Genomic DNA, 16,429 nt, shown 5'->3' with positions numbered 1-16,429 from the left:
CGCTGCGCCCTTAAAAGAGGAAATCAGTCGGCGTCGTAGCCGAGGTTAGGCGCCAGCCAGCGTTCGACCTCGCTCACGCTCATCCCTTTACGCGCCGCGTAGTCTTCCACCTGATCGCGCTGGATCTGCGCCACCGCAAAGTACTTGCTCTCAGGATGGCTGAAGTACCAGCCGGACACCGCCGCACCCGGCCACATGGCGAAGGACTCCGTCAGTTCCATGCCGGTGTGGCGGTTGACGTCCAGCAGCTGCCAGATGGTCGCTTTTTCGGTGTGTTCCGGGCAGGCCGGGTAGCCCGGCGCCGGCCGGATACCCTGATAGTTTTCGCGGATCAGTTCCTCGTTGCTCAGGCTCTCGTCGGCGGCATAGCCCCAGTGCAGCTTGCGCACCTGCTCGTGCAGGTATTCGGCGAAGGCCTCCGCCAAGCGATCCGCCAGCGCCTTGACCATGATTTTGTTGTAATCGTCGTGCTGCGCGTCGTAGGCCGCCGCCAGCGCGTCCTCCTCCAGCCCGCCGGTCACCGCGAAGGCGCCGAAGTAGTCGGCCTTGCCGCTGCTTTTCGGCGCCACAAAGTCCGCCAGGCAGTAGTTCGGGAAGTCGGTTTTTTCCGTCTGCTGACGCAGATGGCGGCTCACCGCCAGCACCTCGTCACGCCGTTCGTCGCGATATACCTCCACGTCGTCGCCGACGCGGTTGGCCGGGAACAGGCCGTAAACGCCCCGCGGGTTGAGGCTGCGCTCGGCAGCCAGCCGATCCAGCATCTGATTGGCGTCGTGGAACAGGCGCTTGGCCTCTTCCCCCACCACCTCGTCTTCCAGGATGCGCGGGTATTTGCCCGCCAGCGACCAGGTCATGAAGAACGGCGTCCAGTCGATATAGTGGCGCAGCGTCTCGATGCCGGCCGCCACCGGGAACACACCGAGCTGCCGCGGCGCCGGCGGCTGATAATCGGCCCAGTCCAGCGCCATGGCGTTGGCGCGCGCCTTCTGCAAATCGACCGGCGGCGTGCGCGGTTTTTTGCGCGCGTGCTGAATGCGCACCGTTTCATACTCTTTGCGGGTGCGTGCCACAAACTCGTCGCGCTGGGTGGCGGACAGCAGCGCCGACACCACGCCCACGGTGCGCGAGGCGTTTTGCACGTAGGTGGTCGGGCCGCTGTAGTTCTGCTCGATTTTCACCGCGGTGTGCGCCTTGGAGGTGGTGGCGCCGCCGATCAGCAGCGGCAACCTAAAGCCCTGGCGCTCCATCTCTTTCGCCACGTTGACCATCTCGTCGAGCGACGGCGTGATCAGCCCCGACAGGCCGATGATGTCCACGTTCTCCTCGCGCGCGGTGCGCAGGATTTTCTCCGTCGGCACCATCACGCCCAGATCGACGATTTCATAGTTGTTGCACTGCAGCACCACGCCGACGATGTTCTTGCCGATGTCATGCACGTCGCCCTTCACCGTCGCCAACAGGATTTTCCCCGCAGAGGTGCCCTGCTGCTTGCTGGCCTCAATGTACGGTTCCAGATAGGCCACCGCCTGCTTCATCACGCGGGCGGATTTCACCACCTGCGGCAGGAACATCTTGCCCTCGCCGAACAGATCGCCAACCACGTTCATCCCCGCCATCAGCGGCCCTTCGATCACTTCGATCGGGCGTTCGGCCTGCTGCCGCGTTTCTTCGGTGTCCAGCTCGATAAACTCGGTGATGCCCTTCACCAGCGAATACTCGAGCCGTTTCTCCACCGGCCAGCCGCGCCACTCCGCCTGCTGTACCGCCGCTTCGCCGTCTTTGCTGCCGCGGTACTTTTCCGCCAGCTCCAGCAGGCGTTCGGTGCCGTCTTCGCGACGGTTGAGGATCACGTCCTCTACCGCCTCGCGCAGCTCGGTAGGCAGATCGTCATAAATCGCCAGCTGCCCGGCGTTGACGATGCCCATGTCCATGCCGTTGCGAATGGCGTGATACAGGAACACCGCGTGGATCGCTTCACGCACCGGATCGTTGCCACGGAACGAGAACGACACGTTGGACACCCCGCCGGAGATCATCGCGTGCGGCAGGTGGGTTTTGATATCGGCGCAGGCTTCGATAAAGTCGACGGCGTAGTTGTTGTGCTCTTCAATGCCCGTAGCGACAGCGAAAATGTTCGGGTCGAAAATGATGTCTTCCGGCGGGAAGCCGACGCGCTCGGTCAAAATTTTATAGGCGCGGCGGCAGATCTCGAACTTGCGCTCGCGGGTGTCCGCCTGCCCCACTTCGTCGAACGCCATCACTACCACCGCGGCACCGTAGCGGCGCACCAGTTTGGCGTGATGGATAAAGGCCTCTTCGCCCTCCTTCATCGAGATCGAGTTGACGATGCCCTTGCCCTGAATGCACTTCAGGCCTTTCTCGATAACGGACCACTTGGAGGAGTCGATCATGATCGGCACCCGGGCGATATCCGGCTCGCCGGCGATCAGGTTAAGGAAGCGCACCATCGCCGCTTCGGCGTCGAGCATCCCCTCGTCCATGTTGATGTCGATGATCTGCGCGCCGCTCTCAACCTGCTGACGCGCCACGTCGAGCGCCTCGTTGTATTTCTCTTCTTTGATCAGCCGCTTGAATCGCGCCGAACCGGTGACGTTGGTGCGCTCGCCGACGTTGACGAACAGGGTGTTGGCATCGATGGTCAGCGGCTCCAGGCCCGCCAGGCGGCAGGCGACCGGGATCTCCGGCAGCCGGCGCGGCGGCACGCCCTCGACCGCGTTGGCCATCGCGGCGATATGTTCCGGCGTGGTGCCGCAGCAGCCGCCGATGATATTGAGGAAGCCGGCCTGCGCCCACTCCCCGACCTGGCGCGCCATCTCGGCCGCATCCAGATCGTACTCGCCGAAGGCGTTCGGCAAACCGGCGTTCGGGTGCGCGGTGACGTAGGTCTCCGAAATGCGCGCCAGCTCGGCGACGTACTGACGCAGTTCGTCCGGGCCCAGGGCGCAGTTCAGGCCGAAGGTCAGCGGCTTAACGTGGCGCAGCGAATTGTAAAACGCTTCGGTCGTCTGGCCGGACAAGGTGCGGCCGGAGGCGTCGGTGATGGTGCCGGAAATCATGATCGGCAGTTCCACCCCCAGCGCTTCAAATTCGGTTTCCACTGCAAAAGCGGCGGCCTTGGCATTCAGGGTGTCGAAGATGGTTTCGATCATGATCAGATCGACGCCGCCCTCCACCAGCGCGCGGGTCGATTCGCGGTAAGCCGTCACCAGCTCATCGAACGAAATGTTGCGGAACGCCGGATCGTTGACGTTCGGCGAGATGGACGCAGTGCGGTTGGTCGGCCCCAGCACCCCGGCGACGTAGCGCGGTTTTTCCGGCGTGCGCGCCGTCCACTCATCGGCGCAGGCGCGCGCCAGACAGGCGGCCTGATAGTTAATCTCGGCGGACAGCGACTCCATGTGGTAGTCGGCCATGGCGATGGAGGTCGAGTTGAAAGTATTGGTCTCAAGGATATCGGCGCCCGCCTCGAGATAGGCGTAATGAATGGCGGTGATCACTTCCGGCTTGGTCAGCACCAGCAGATCGTTATTGCCTTTCAGATCGCTGCGCCAGTCGGCGAAACGCTCACCGCGAAAATCGCGCTCATCCAGGCGATAGCTCTGGATCATGGTGCCCATGCCGCCATCCAACACTAAAATGCGCTGCGCTAACTGGCGGCGCAGTTGTTCTACTCGATTCGTCACTGTAACCCCTTCCATTGCCATCCAGCCCATTGCTCAACTGCCGCAAAAACCAACGAGTCATCCTAGCACAGCTTGTAAGGACAAAGGGCCAGGCGACAATTGAGAGTTTTTCAGGTTGTGCGCCAACACCTCCGATGAGCTGGCGGCGACTTGCAATTCATCGACAAAAAACGAAAATGAATTCCATCATACGGAAAAAGGAATCTCACCCATGGCCACCCCTGCTCCCGCCAAACGCGGCAAGAAGCCCCGCGCAGCAGCCCCGGCCGCCAGTGCGGCGACCGGCCAGGTACAATCGTTGACCCGTGGCCTGAAGCTGTTGGAATACATTTCGGAAGCCCAGGGCAACGTGGCGCTGACCGATCTGGCGCAGCAGGCTGGCCTGCCGAATTCCACCACCCACCGCCTGCTCACCACCATGCAGCAGCAGGGATTCGTGCGCCAGGTCGGCGATCTCGGCCTGTGGACCATCGGCTCGCACGCCTTTGTGGTCGGCAGCAGCTTCCTGCAAAGCCGCAACCTGCTGGCGATGGTACATCCGACGCTGCGGCGCCTGATGGAAGAGTCCGGCGAAACCGTCAACCTGGCGGTGCTGGATACCAGCGAGTACCAGGCAATCATCATCGATCAGGTGCAGTGTACGGCGCTGATGCGCATGTCGGCGCCGATCGGCGGTAAACTGCCGATGCACGCCTCCGGCGCCGGCAAGGCGTTCCTCGCCACCCTGCCGGACGATCAGGTGACCAAACTGCTGCACAAGAAAGGCATGCATACCTACACGCCGCACACCCTGACGCCGCACAACCTGAAAGAGGGGCTGGCGCAGATCCGCAAACAGGGCTTCTCCTTTGACGACGAAGAGCACGCGCTCGGCCTGCGCTGCGTGGCGGCCTGTATCTTCGACGAGCACCGTGAAGCCTTCGCCGCCATCTCCATCTCCGGCCCGGTGTCGCGCATCACCGACGATCGCGTGATCGAACTGGGGGCGCTGGTGATCCACGCGGCGAAAGAGATCAGCCTGGCCTACGGCGGCGTGCGCTGATCCTACCCCTCCGAGGGCGCCCCTGCGCGCCCTCTCTCCCGATTCCTTGCTCTGTTGTCAGCATGTAACAGGCTATCGGCATCCTGTTTAGCACACGGGAAAAAAGCTTGAAGCCGATCACAGTTAACGATCCTCACGGCGAAAGCCCATTGCAACCGCTCACACTTCCTTCGACAATGTTACCGATAACATGTTACCGGTAACAATCAAGCTGAACGAAGGTAACGTCACCCGGTGTTTTGGAGCCAAGCCATGACCAACAATCAAAATCGCATTTACGTCGTTATGGGCGTTTCCGGCAGCGGCAAGTCTGCCGTCGCCGCCGCCGCGGCCCGCCAACTCTCCGCCGGCTTCCTCGACGGCGACTTCCTGCATCCGCGCAGCAACATCCTGAAGATGGCCGCCGGCGACGCGTTGAACGACGACGATCGCGCCCCATGGCTGGCCGCGCTCAACGATGCCGCCTTTGCCATGCAGCGCACCAACAACGTGTCGATCATCGTCTGCTCGGCGCTGAAAAAGCAGTATCGCGACCGCCTGCGCGCCGGCAACGGCAACCTGTCGTTTATCTACCTGCACGGCGAGTTCCCGGTGATCGAATCCCGCCTGGCGGCGCGTAACGGCCACTTCTTCAAACCGCAGATGCTGGTCACCCAGTTCGCCGCGCTGGAGCAACCGGGCGCCGACGAAAGCGACGTGATGGCGATCGACATCAACCAACCGCTGGACGCGGTGATCGCCGATACCGTGCGCCATATCCAGAGCTTCCTGCCGCAGGACGTGTGCGCGTGAGTACCGTTACGCTGGTCGGTACCGCAGTCGGCTCGGTTTTACTGCTGTTATTCCTGGTGATGAAGGCGCGCATGCACGCCTTCGTCGCGCTGATGCTGGTGTCCATCGCCGCCGGCATTTTCTCCGGCATGCCGCTGGACCATATCGCCGACACCATGCAAAAAGGCATGGGCGACACGCTGGGCTTTCTGGCGATCGTGGTGGCGCTGGGGGCGATGTTCGGCAAGATCCTGCATGAGGTCGGCGCGCTGGATCAAATTGCGGCGCAATTGCTGAAACGATTCGGACAAAGCAAGGCGCACTATGCGCTCGGCATCGCCGGCCTGATCTGCGCGCTGCCGCTGTTCTTCGACGTGGCGGTGGTGCTGCTGATCGGCATCGTGTTCGCCGTGGCGCGCCGCACCGACGGCAATATCGTCAAGCTGGCGATCCCGCTGTTCGCCGGCGTGGCCGCCGCCGCCTCCTTCCTGCTGCCGGGGCCGGTGCCGATGCTGCTGGCTTCGCAGATGAAGGCCGACTTCGGCTGGATGATCGCCATCGGCCTGGTGGCGGCGGTGATCGGCATGCTGATCGCCGGCCCGCTGTATGGCAGCTTTATCAGCCGTTTCGTCAACTGGCCAATGCCGCCGGAAGAGAACGAGCCGACGCTGACCAAGGGCAATCTGCCGTCATTCGGCTTCAGCCTGGCGCTGGTGCTGTGCCCGCTGGTGCTGGTCGGCATGAAAACCATCGGCGCGCGGCTGGTCACTCCGGGTTCACAGCTGCAGCAGTGGCTGGAGTTTATCGGCCACCCGTTCACCGCCATCCTGCTGGCCTGCCTGATCGTGATTTACGGCCTGGCGAAACCGCGCGGCATGAGCAACGAACAGACGCTGGCCATCTGCTCCGCCGCGGTGCAACCGGCCGGGATCATCCTGCTGATGACCGGCGCCGGCGGGGTGTTCAAACAGATCCTGGTGGATTCCGGCGTAGGGCCGGCGCTGGGTGACGCCATGATCGGCGCCGGCCTGCCGATCGCCGTGGCCGCCTTTGCGCTCTCCGCCATGGTGCGGGTGATTCAGGGCTCGGCCACCGTAGCCTGCCTGACCACCGTCGGCCTGGTACTGCCGGTCACCAGCCAGCTCGGATTGAACGGCGGGCAGCTGGCCGCGCTGGCTATCTGCATCGCCGGCGGCTCCATCGTGCTGAGCCACGTCAACGACGCCGGTTTCTGGCTGTTCGGCAAATTCACCGGCGCCAACGAACTGCAAACGCTGAAAACCTGGACGGTGATGGAAACGATTCTGGGCAGCGTCGGCGGCGCTATCGGCATGATGGCATTCACGATGTTTTAAATCCCAAATCGCCCCCGGCCTTGCACACCAGGGCTGCAAATTACCACCGGGGGCACCGCCACAGGCGGCGACTATAACAACAGCAATGTGAGGAAGGCATGATTAACCCAACCTTGTCCCGTGTCACACAGCGCATCACCCACCGTTCCCAGGCCAGCCGTGCCGCCTATCTGGCGCGTATCGAAGCGGCCCGTTCCCAAACCGTCCACCGCGCGCAGCTGGCCTGCGGCAACCTGGCCCACGGCTTCGCCGCCTGTCAGCCCGATGACAAGACGGCGCTGAAAAACATGGTGCGCAGCGATATTGCCATCATCACCGCCTACAACGACATGCTGTCGGCCCACCAGCCGTACGAACACTACCCGCAGCGGCTGAAACAGGCGCTGCAGGCGGTGGGCGCCGTCGGCCAGGTGGCCGGCGGCGTGCCGGCGATGTGCGACGGCGTGACGCAGGGGCAGGACGGCATGGAGCTGTCGCTGATGAGCCGTGACGTGATCGCCATGTCGGCCGCCGTCGGCCTGTCGCACAACATGTTCGACGGCGCGCTGTTCCTCGGCATCTGCGACAAGATCGTGCCCGGGCTGGTGATGGCCGCCCTCTCCTTCGGCCACCTGCCCGCGCTGTTCGTGCCGGCCGGCCCGATGAGCAGCGGTTTACCCAACAAGGAAAAGGTACGCGTGCGCCAGCTGTACGCCGAGGGCAAAGCCGACCGCCTGGCGCTGCTGGAAGCCGAGGCCGCGTCCTATCACGGCATCGGCACCTGCACCTTCTACGGCACCGCCAACACCAACCAGATGGTGATGGAAGTGATGGGCCTGCACCTGCCGGGCGCCTCTTTCGTACATCCGGACACGCCGCTGCGCGACGCGCTGAACGACGCCGCCGCGCGCCAGGTGACGCGACTGACCGACACCGCCGGCAACTACCTGCCGATCGGCCGCCTGGTGGACGAGAAAGTGGTGGTAAACGGCATCGTCTCGCTGCTGGCCACCGGCGGCTCCACCAACCTGACCATGCATCTGGTGGCGATGGCGCGCGCAGCAGGCATCATCATTACCTGGGACGATTTCTCGGAGCTGTCGGAGGCGGTGCCGCTGCTGTGCCGCATCTATCCGAACGGCCCGGCCGACATCAACCAGTTCCAGGCCGCCGGCGGCGTGCCGCTGGTGGTGCGCGAGCTGCTGCAACATGGGCTGCTGCACGAAGACGTGCACACCGTGGCCGGTTTCGGCCTGCACCGCTACACTCAGGAACCCTGGCTGGATAATGGCCAGCTGGTGTGGCGTGAAGGCGTGGCCGGTTCGCTCGACGCCAGCGTGATCGCCAGCGTCGCTCAGCCGTTTGAGCATCACGGCGGCACCAAAGTGATGGCCGGCAATCTGGGCCGTGCGGTGATGAAAACCTCGGCGGTGCCCGCCGACAACCAGATTATCGAAGCGCCGGCGGTGGTGTTCGACAGCCAGCACGACATCGTGCCGGCGTTCGAAGCCGGCAAGCTGGATCGCGATTGCGTGGTGGTGGTGCGCTTCCAGGGGCCACAGGCCAACGGCATGCCGGAGCTGCACAAGCTGATGCCGCCGCTGGGCGTGCTGATGGATCGCGGCTTCAAAGTGGCGCTGGTGACCGACGGCCGCCTGTCCGGCGCCTCCGGCAAGGTGCCTTCCGCCATCCACGTCACCCCGGAAGCCTATACCGGCGGCCTGCTGGCGAAAGTGCGCGACGGCGATCCGATCCGCGTCAACGGCCGCAGCGGCGAGCTGCAGGTGCTGGTCGACGCCGACGAACTGGCCCAGCGCGCGCCATGCCAACCCGATCTGAGCGCAGAACACATCGGCTGCGGCCGCGAGCTGTTCGGCGCGCTGCGCAGCCAGCTGTCCGGCGCCGAGCAGGGCGCCTGCTGCATCAAATTTTAATCGATAGCCTGGCCGCATCGCCGCCTGGCGGCGGCCACAGAGGAGAACGTCATCATGAACCAATGGAAAACAAGCGCCGAGCAGATCCTGACGGCGGGGCCGGTGGTGCCGGTCATCGTGATCAACAAGCTGGAACATGCGGTACCGCTGGCGAAAGCGCTGGTCGCCGGCGGCGTGCGGGTGTTGGAAGTGACGCTGCGCACCGCCTGCGCCATGGACGCCATTCGCGCCATCGCCCAAGAAGTGCCGGAAGCGATCATCGGCGCCGGTACCGTGATCAATCCCCAGCAGCTGCGTGAAGTGACCGAGGCCGGTGCGCAGTTCGCCATCAGCCCGGGGCTGACCGACGAGCTGCTCAAGGCGGCCACCGCCGGGTCCATTCCGCTTATTCCGGGCATCAGCACCGTTTCCGAGCTGATGCTGGGCATGGATTACGGCCTGCGCGAGTTTAAATTCTTCCCGGCGGAAGCCAACGGCGGCGTAAAAGCGCTGCAGGCGATCGGCGGCCCGTTCCCGCAGGTGCGCTTCTGCCCGACCGGCGGCATCTCACCGGACAATTACCGCAGCTATCTGGCGCTGAAAAGCGTGCTGTGCATCGGCGGCTCCTGGCTGGTGCCGGCGGACGCGCTGGAAAGCGGCGACTACGCCCGCATCACCGAACTGGCGCGCGCCGCCGTCGCGGGCGCCCAGGCCTGATTTACATCGCAGCGGTGGCGGCCGGCAGCGCCGCCCCGCAGCGCTGGCTGAACCGCTGCTTCTTGCGGTAAGCGAACACGTCTTCCACGTGCCCCTCGCGGATGCGCTGCTGCAACCCGCGCCAATACTCAGCGGTAAACAGATCGCTGTGCAACTCCTCAAACACCTGCCGAATGCGCCGATCGCCGCACAGGAAGTGGCGGAACTCCTCCGGGAACACGTCGTTGGGCGCGATGCTGTACCACGGCTCACTGGCCAGCTCGTCCTCCGGATAACGCGGCGGCGGAATGTCGCGGAAGTTAACCTCGGTCATGTAGCAAATTTCGTCGTAGTCGTAGAACACCACCCGCCCGTGGCGCGTCACACCAAAGTTCTTGAACAGCATGTCGCCGGGGAAGATATTGGCGGCGGCAAGCTGCTTGATGGCATTGCCGTACTCTTCGATCGCATCGCGCATCTGCTGATCGTTGGCCTGCTCCAGATACAGGTTCAGCGGCGTCATGCGCCGTTCCATATACAGGTGCTTGATCACGATGCGATCGCCGAGATCTTCCAGTTTGCCCGGCACTTCGCGCTGCAGTTCCGCCAACAGCGCCGGACTGAGGCGCGCCTTGTCGACGACGAAATTCTCGTACTCCTGGGTATCCGCCATGCGCCCGACGCGATCGTGCTCTTTCACCAGCTGATAGCAGGCCATCACCTGCGCCTGCGTCACCTCTTTTTGCGGGGCGAACTCGTCCTTGATCACTTTGAATACCCGGTCGAAAGACGGCAAGGTGAACACCAGCATCACCATGCCCTTCACCCCCGGCGCGATGATAAATTGCTCCTGCGACTGCGCCATAAAGGTCAGGTATTCGCGATAGCATTCGGTTTTGCCATGCTTCTGGCAGCCGATCGCCATGTACAGCTCGGCGGTGGTTTTGCCCGGCAGGATCTCACGCAGCCACTCCACCATCGCCGCCGGCAGCGGCGCGTAGACCATGAAATAAGAACGGGCGAAGCCGAAGACGATGCTGGCCTCAGCCTTACCGGTCAGGCAGGCGTCGATAAACAGCGCGCCCGATTCGCTGTGGTGGATAGGCAGCAAGAACGGATAAACGCCGTCGGCCAGGCGCAGCTTGCCGACCAGCCAGGCGGCCTTGTTGCGGTAGAACAGTTCGTTGGCGATCTGGAAGGTTGCACCCGCCAGCTGCTGTGCGCTGAAGGCGCGTTGCAGCGCCTGAGTGATGTAGCGAATATCGCGCGTCAAATCCTCCCACGGCAGACGCAGCGGCAGATCGCTCAGTACGCTGCGCAGCATCGCCGGCAGATCGCCATTGGGCGTGAAATCGCGCGCCAGCGGACGCGGGATGTCGCGAAAACGCCGCTCCGGCTGCGAACTGAAGACGAACAGCTTGTCCGGCGTCAGATCGCGGTGCTTGAACAGCCGGCAGTAGACCGAGTTAAAGAAGCTTTCGGCGATTTCGAAACGCGGATAGTCCGGTAGCAGGTCGATATAGACCGCTTTGACCCGGCTGGGGAAGTCGGCGTCGAAGTATTTCTGCCCGGTGATGCATTTGAGCTGCTCCACCACCAGGCCGACGTGATGGTCGTACAGATGGATGCGCTTTTTCATCGCCTGCTGCACCGCCGGCCAGTCCGCCTGCTCGAAGCGCTGCTGCGCGCCGGCGGTCACTTCCAGAAAGCGGCCGTACTGCGCATCGAAGCCCTGCAGGATCGTCTGTGCGATCAACAACTCCAGTTTTGCCGCCATCCTTACCCCCGCCAGAAAAAGAAGCCTGCGCATGCAGGCTCCGGGTGAAACGTCTTCAAGCTTGCCGCATCAGAACTGCTGTTCTTCCGTCGAACCGGTCAGCGCGGTGACCGAAGAGGCGCCGCCCTGAATGATGGTGGTGACCTTGTCGAAGTAGCCGGTGCCCACCTCTTGCTGGTGCGACGCGAAGGTGTAGCCGCGATCCACCGCGGCGAACTCCGCCTGCTGCACCTTCTCGACGTAGTGTTTCATGCCCTCGCCCTGCGCATAGGCGTGCGCCAGGTCGAACATGTTGAACCACATGCTGTGGATGCCCGCCAGCGTAATGAACTGATACTTGTAGCCCATGTCCGACAGCGCCTGCTGGAAGCGGGCGATGGTCTGGTCGTCGAGGTTCTTCTTCCAGTTGAACGACGGCGAGCAGTTGTAGGCCAGCAGCTTGCCCGGGTATTTGGCGTGGATGGCGTCGGCGAAGCGCTGAGCGGCATCCAGATCCGGCGTTGAGGTTTCGCACCACACCATATCCGCGTAAGGGGCGTAAGCCAGGCCGCGGCTGATCGCCTGCTCGACGCCGGCATGGGTACGGAAGAAGCCTTCCGCCGTGCGCTCGCCGGTGACGAAGGCGCTGTCATACGGATCGCAATCGGAGGTCAGCAGGTCGGCCGCATCGGCGTCGGTGCGGGCGATCACCAGCGTCGGCACGCCGAGCACGTCGGCCGCCAGGCGCGCGGCGACCAGTTTCTGGATCGCTTCTTGCGTGGGCACCAGCACTTTGCCGCCCATATGGCCGCATTTCTTCACCGCCGCCAGCTGGTCTTCAAAGTGCACCCCGGCGGCGCCGGCGGTGATCATCGCTTTCATCAGCTCGAAGGCGTTCAGCACGCCGCCGAAGCCGGCTTCCGCATCGGCGACGATCGGCAGGAAATAATCGGTGTAGCCTTTGCTGCCCGGCTCAATCTGGTTAGCCCATTGGATCTGATCGGCGCGGCGGAAGGTATTGTTGATGCGCTCGACGACCTTCGGCACCGAGTCCACCGGATACAGCGACTGGTCAGGGTACATGGCCGCCGCGCTGTTGGCGTCCGCCGCCACCTGCCAACCGGACAGGTAGATAGCCTCGACGCCGGCTTTGGCCTGCTGCAGCGCCTGGCCGCCGGTCAGCGCGCCCAGGCAGTTCACGTAGCCTTTGCGCGCCTTGCCGTTCAACAATGCCCACAGTTTGGCGGCGCCGTTTTGCGCCAGGGTGCATTCCGGGTTGACCGAACCGCGCAGGTTGATCACGTCTTCGGCGCTGTAAGGGCGGGTAATGCCGTCCCAACGGGCCGATTTCCATTCCTGTTCCAGCTGCTGGATCTGTTGAGAGCGAGAGGTAGACATAATTTTTATCCTTTCAGTCGTGTAGGGTTGATTGGGAAAACTCAGGCCAGCAGCTCATAGCCGGGCAGCGTCAGGAAATCGATTAATTCATCTTGCGTGGTGATGCGCTCCATCAGGCGCGCCGCCTCTTCGAACCGGCCGGCGTTAAAGCGCGCTTCCCCCACTTCTTCACGCACCACCAACATCTCTTCTTGCAGCATCTGGCGGAACAGCGCCTTGGTGACCGGGCGCCCGTCGCTCAGGCTCTTCTCGTGGTGGATCCACTGCCAGATTGACGTACGGGAGATTTCCGCCGTCGCCGCATCTTCCATCAAACCGTAAATCGGCACGCAACCGTTGCCGGAGATCCAGGCTTCGATGTACTGCACCGCCACGCGGATATTGGCGCGCATCCCCGCCTCGGTGCGTTCGCCGTCGCACGGTGCCAGCAGCTGTGCGGCGCTGATCGGCGCGTCTTGCTCACGCAGCACCTCCAGCTGGTTTTGGCGATCGCCCAATGCTTTGCCAAATACCTCCATCACCGTATCCGCCAGCCCCGGGTGCGCCACCCAGGTGCCGTCGTGGCCGTTGCTGGCCTCCAGCTCTTTGTCCGCCCGTACCTTATTCAACACCCAGTCATTTTTCTCGGCGTCTTTGCTCGGGATAAACGCCGCCATACCGCCCATGGCGAACGCGCCGCGCTTGTGACAGGTTTTGATCAACAGACGCGAATAGGCGCTGAGGAAAGGTTTCTCCATGGTCACCGACTGACGATCCGGCAGCACGCGATCGCCATGATTCTTCAGCGTTTTGATGTAGCTGAAGATGTAATCCCAGCGGCCGCAGTTCAGGCCGACGATGTGGTCGCGCAGGTGGTAGAGAATTTCGTCCATCTGGAACACCGCCGGCAGGGTTTCGATCAGCACGGTCGCTTTGATGGTGCCGCGCGGCAGATCGAAACGATCCTCGGTAAAGCTGAAGACATCACTCCACCAGGCCGCCTCTTCCCAGGACTGGGTTTTCGGCAGATAGAAATACGGCCCGCTGCCCTTGGCCAGCAGCTGGCGATAGTTGTGGTAGAAGTACAGCGCGAAATCGAACAGGCCGCCGGGAATGGCTTCATCACGCCACAGCACGTGTTTTTCCGGCAAATGCAGGCCGCGCACGCGAGCGATCAATACCGCCGGGTTCGGTTTCAGCTGGTAGATTTTGCCTGCTTCATTGGTGTAGGAAATGGTGCCGTTAACCGCATCGTGCAGGTTAATTTGGCCGTCGATGACTTTGTCCCAGCTTGGCGCCAGCGAGTCTTCGAAGTCCGCCATGAATACTTTTACGTTGGCATTAAGCGCATTGATCACCATCTTGCGCTCAACCGGCCCGGTGATCTCGACCCGGCGGTCACGCAAATCTTGTGGAATGCCGCGGATCTGCCAGTCACCTTCACGAATGGAAGTGGTTTCCGAAATAAATCCCGGCAGTTCGCCGCGATCGATATTTTGCTGCCAGCGGACACGCGCCGCCAGCAGCTCGTTGCGCCGCGGCGTGAATTTCCCCACCAGTTCCGCCAGGAATTCAACCGCTTCATCGGTCAACACCTGGCGCTCCGCTGCGGCGAAACCCTGCGTAAACCTTAACTCCGTGCCTGCTATCTGTTGTGTCATGACCTTGCTCCTTCCCATCGTTGCGCTCGCGCGACCGGCGCATTTTCATCAGAAATCACTGTGGATCAGGGTGGATGAAACGATCCTCAACTGGTCAGATCTCATCCCGATAGCTCTAAGAATACTCAACAAAAAATAAAAATCAAAAACCATTTCCATTTTATTATTAAATATTTTATTAACACTTTATTATCAATTGGTTAGATAAAATAACAATAATGACAGGTAAGGAAACTGGTTCCAGTAATTTAATAAAGACACACTAACGCCTTGTCAGGAAATGGTTATTTGGATCAAAGGACGGATAAAAAGAGGATCGTGCAGAGGATCAACGGCGCGGCGGCCTCGATTCAGCCGCCGGCAGACAGAAAAGATCAGTCGAGAGTCGGATTCATATGGCGCAGATCGTAAGGTGTGATCTGGTAGACGTAATAGTTGAGCCAGTTGGAAAACAGGAGGTGGCCATGGCTGCGCCAGGTGGCTTTCGGTGTCAGTGCGGGGTTGTCATCGGGGAAATAGTTGAGCGGTACGGCAGGATCGAGTCCGGCATCATTGTCCCGACAATACTCCCCCGCCAGAGTCAACGTATCGTATTCCGGATGGCCGGTGACGAATGCCAGGCGCTTATCTCTGCTGGCGAACAGGTAGGCGCCAGCCAGCTCGGATTCGGCCAGAATATCCAGGTCGGTATATTGGCGAATCACCTCGGTCGGGAAATCGGCATAACGTGAATGTGGCGCCAGAAAGCTTTCGTCGAAGCCTCGCGTCAGCAACGCATGCTGCTGCAGCGTCTGGTGTGGGTAAACGCCGGAGAGCTTCACCTCGCGCGTCATCTTGGGAATGCCGTACAGGATGTTCAACGCCGCCTGTACCGCCCAGCACACGAACAGCGTGGAGGTAACGTGGTGCTTGGCCCAGTCGATCACGCGTTCGATCTGCGGCCAGTAGGCAACATCGCAGAAATCGACCAGCCCCAGCGGCGCGCCGGTGACGATCAAACCGTCGAAGTTCTCGTTCTGGATATCCTCGAAGTCACAATAGAAGTTGTTCAGATGCTCGGCCGGCGTGTTCTTCGATTCGCGGCTGTCGATACGCAGCAGCTGGATATCAATCTGCAGCGGCGAGTTGGACAGCAGGCGCAAAAACTGGTTTTCCGTTTCGATCTTCTTTGGCATCAGGTTGAGGATCAGCACTTTCAGCGGCCTGATTTCCTGTGTTTTTGCCCGCGAGGATGTCATCACGAAGACATTCTCACCGCGCAAGAAATTGACCGCAGGTAACTCATCAGGAACACGAATCGGCATTGCTTAACCCTCACACATCCATTTATACGTTTAGACTTCTAGATGCCCGAAGATAGCGTTTTTTTCCGTCGATGTCGAGCATTCGGCGGAAAGGTGAAAATGTTTCATTGCGCGCTCTGCGCCAAGGTATGAGGAGCGGGAGTAAAGGAACTGAAAAGCAAAAAGGCCACGCTCGTGCAGAACGCCAGATAACAGACAAAACAAAAAGCCCCATGCTTTCGCATGAGGCTTGTTGTTTTATTTGATGCCTGGCAGTGTCCTACTCTCGCATGGGGAGACCCCACACTACCATCGGCGCTACGGCGTTTCACTTCTGAGTTCGGCATGGGGTCAGGTGGGACCACCGCGCTATTGCCGCCAAGCAAATTCTTTTTTCTGCCGAACTTCTAAACCCACTTTAAATAAAGTGGTGCTGATACCCAGAGTCGAACTGGGGACCTCACCCTTACCAAGGGTGCGCTCTACCAACTGAGCCATATCAGCACGCTTAATTTGATGCCTGGCAGTGTCCTACTCTCGCATGGGGAGACCCCACACTACCATCGGCGCTACGGCGTTTCACTTCTGAGTTCGGCATGGGGTCAGGTGGGACCACCGCGCTATTGCCGCCAAGCAAATTCTTTTTTCTGCCGAACTTCTAAACCCACTTTAAATAAAGTGGTGCTGATACCCAGAGTCGAACTGGGGACCTCACCCTTACCAAGGGTGCGCTCTACCAACTGAGCCATATCAGCACGCTTAATTTGATGCCTGGCAGTGTCCTACTCTCGCATGGGGAGACCCCACACTACCATCGGCGCTACGGCGTTTCACTTCTGAGTTCGGCATGGGGTCAGGTGGGACCACCGCGCTATTGCCGCCAGGCAAATTC

At 61.5% G+C, this 16,429-nt stretch carries 10 protein-coding genes, 2 tRNA genes and 3 rRNA genes; 5 read left to right on the top strand and 10 right to left on the bottom strand.

What is annotated here, in order from left to right; genetic code table 11:
- Positions 1-23: 23 nt before the first annotated feature.
- Positions 24-3,719: a methionine synthase gene (gene metH / locus AC4PR2_RS19220; protein ID WP_492175373.1), complete on the bottom strand. Its 3,696-nt coding sequence runs from the start codon at positions 3,717-3,719 to the stop codon at positions 24-26.
- A gap of 196 nt (positions 3,720-3,915) precedes the next feature.
- Here metH and iclR point away from each other — a divergent pair, with 196 nt between their 5' ends.
- The 5 genes from iclR (at position 3,916) to AC4PR2_RS19195 (ending at position 9,481) form a co-directional block, all read left to right on the top strand.
- Positions 3,916-4,746 (top strand): glyoxylate bypass operon transcriptional repressor IclR, encoded by an 831-nt coding sequence (gene iclR, locus AC4PR2_RS19215; RefSeq protein WP_004936648.1) that lies wholly within the window; start codon positions 3,916-3,918, stop codon positions 4,744-4,746.
- 252 nt (positions 4,747-4,998) lie between these two features.
- The gene (gene gntK / locus AC4PR2_RS19210) at positions 4,999-5,538 is read left to right on the top strand and encodes a gluconokinase (RefSeq protein WP_038874371.1); all 540 of its coding nucleotides are present in this window, start codon (positions 4,999-5,001) and stop codon (positions 5,536-5,538) included.
- Entirely contained in the window at positions 5,535-6,872 is a 1,338-nt protein-coding gene (gene gntU / locus AC4PR2_RS19205; RefSeq protein WP_060425180.1) for a gluconate transporter, read from the top strand. The genes gntK and gntU overlap by 4 nt, the downstream gene beginning before the upstream one ends.
- A 98-nt stretch (positions 6,873-6,970) precedes the next feature.
- Positions 6,971-8,785: a phosphogluconate dehydratase gene (gene edd, locus AC4PR2_RS19200; protein ID WP_049201542.1), complete on the top strand. Its 1,815-nt coding sequence runs from the start codon at positions 6,971-6,973 to the stop codon at positions 8,783-8,785.
- Positions 8,786-8,839: 54 nt separating this feature from the next.
- The gene (locus AC4PR2_RS19195; protein ID WP_049201544.1) at positions 8,840-9,481 is read left to right on the top strand and encodes a bifunctional 4-hydroxy-2-oxoglutarate aldolase/2-dehydro-3-deoxy-phosphogluconate aldolase; all 642 of its coding nucleotides are present in this window, start codon (positions 8,840-8,842) and stop codon (positions 9,479-9,481) included.
- Position 9,482: 1 nt separating this feature from the next.
- Here AC4PR2_RS19195 and aceK read toward each other — a convergent pair whose 3' ends face one another.
- The 9 genes from aceK to rrf (AC4PR2_RS19150) form a co-directional block, all read right to left on the bottom strand.
- A complete protein-coding gene (gene aceK, locus AC4PR2_RS19190) occupies positions 9,483-11,237 on the bottom strand; it encodes a bifunctional isocitrate dehydrogenase kinase/phosphatase (protein ID WP_147840680.1) in 1,755 nt (584 codons plus the stop codon).
- Positions 11,238-11,306: 69 nt separating this feature from the next.
- A complete protein-coding gene (gene aceA, locus AC4PR2_RS19185) occupies positions 11,307-12,614 on the bottom strand; it encodes an isocitrate lyase (protein WP_147840679.1) in 1,308 nt (435 codons plus the stop codon).
- Between the two features lie 41 nt (positions 12,615-12,655).
- A complete protein-coding gene (aceB, locus tag AC4PR2_RS19180; protein ID WP_049201549.1) occupies positions 12,656-14,254 on the bottom strand; it encodes a malate synthase A in 1,599 nt (532 codons plus the stop codon).
- 374 nt (positions 14,255-14,628) lie between these two features.
- On the bottom strand, positions 14,629-15,558 hold the full coding sequence (metA, locus tag AC4PR2_RS19175) for a homoserine O-acetyltransferase MetA (protein WP_197804202.1): 930 nt from the start codon (positions 15,556-15,558) through the stop codon (positions 14,629-14,631).
- A 246-nt stretch (positions 15,559-15,804) separates the two neighbouring features.
- Positions 15,805-15,920, bottom strand: a 5S ribosomal RNA gene (gene rrf / locus AC4PR2_RS19170).
- Positions 15,921-15,965: 45 nt separating this feature from the next.
- A tRNA-Thr gene (locus AC4PR2_RS19165) sits at positions 15,966-16,041 on the bottom strand.
- A gap of 14 nt (positions 16,042-16,055) precedes the next feature.
- Positions 16,056-16,171: ribosomal RNA gene (gene rrf / locus AC4PR2_RS19160) — 5S ribosomal RNA — on the bottom strand.
- 45 nt (positions 16,172-16,216) lie between these two features.
- A tRNA-Thr gene (locus AC4PR2_RS19155) sits at positions 16,217-16,292 on the bottom strand.
- Between the two features lie 14 nt (positions 16,293-16,306).
- Positions 16,307-16,422: ribosomal RNA gene (rrf, locus tag AC4PR2_RS19150) — 5S ribosomal RNA — on the bottom strand.
- Positions 16,423-16,429: the final 7 nt, after the last annotated feature.

This window comes from Serratia sp. A07 (genome assembly GCF_058725505.1).
The sequence above is the reverse complement of the archived record's forward strand: the minus strand, read 5'-3'. Positions and strand labels throughout refer to the sequence as shown.

What these genes read in the sequence shown, in the direction of transcription:
- metH (WP_492175373.1), bottom strand. Translation starts at nt 3,719, where the DNA reads ATGGAAGGGGTTACAGTGACGAATCGAGTAGAACAACTGCGCCGCCAG.
- iclR (WP_004936648.1), top strand. Translation starts at nt 3,916, where the DNA reads ATGGCCACCCCTGCTCCCGCCAAACGCGGCAAGAAGCCCCGCGCAGCA.
- gntK (WP_038874371.1), top strand. Translation starts at nt 4,999, where the DNA reads ATGACCAACAATCAAAATCGCATTTACGTCGTTATGGGCGTTTCCGGC.
- edd (WP_049201542.1), top strand. Translation starts at nt 6,971, where the DNA reads ATGATTAACCCAACCTTGTCCCGTGTCACACAGCGCATCACCCACCGT.
- AC4PR2_RS19195 (WP_049201544.1), top strand. Translation starts at nt 8,840, where the DNA reads ATGAACCAATGGAAAACAAGCGCCGAGCAGATCCTGACGGCGGGGCCG.
- aceK (WP_147840680.1), bottom strand. Translation starts at nt 11,237, where the DNA reads ATGGCGGCAAAACTGGAGTTGTTGATCGCACAGACGATCCTGCAGGGC.
- aceA (WP_147840679.1), bottom strand. Translation starts at nt 12,614, where the DNA reads ATGTCTACCTCTCGCTCTCAACAGATCCAGCAGCTGGAACAGGAATGG.
- aceB (WP_049201549.1), bottom strand. Translation starts at nt 14,254, where the DNA reads ATGACACAACAGATAGCAGGCACGGAGTTAAGGTTTACGCAGGGTTTC.
- metA (WP_197804202.1), bottom strand. Translation starts at nt 15,558, where the DNA reads ATGCCGATTCGTGTTCCTGATGAGTTACCTGCGGTCAATTTCTTGCGC.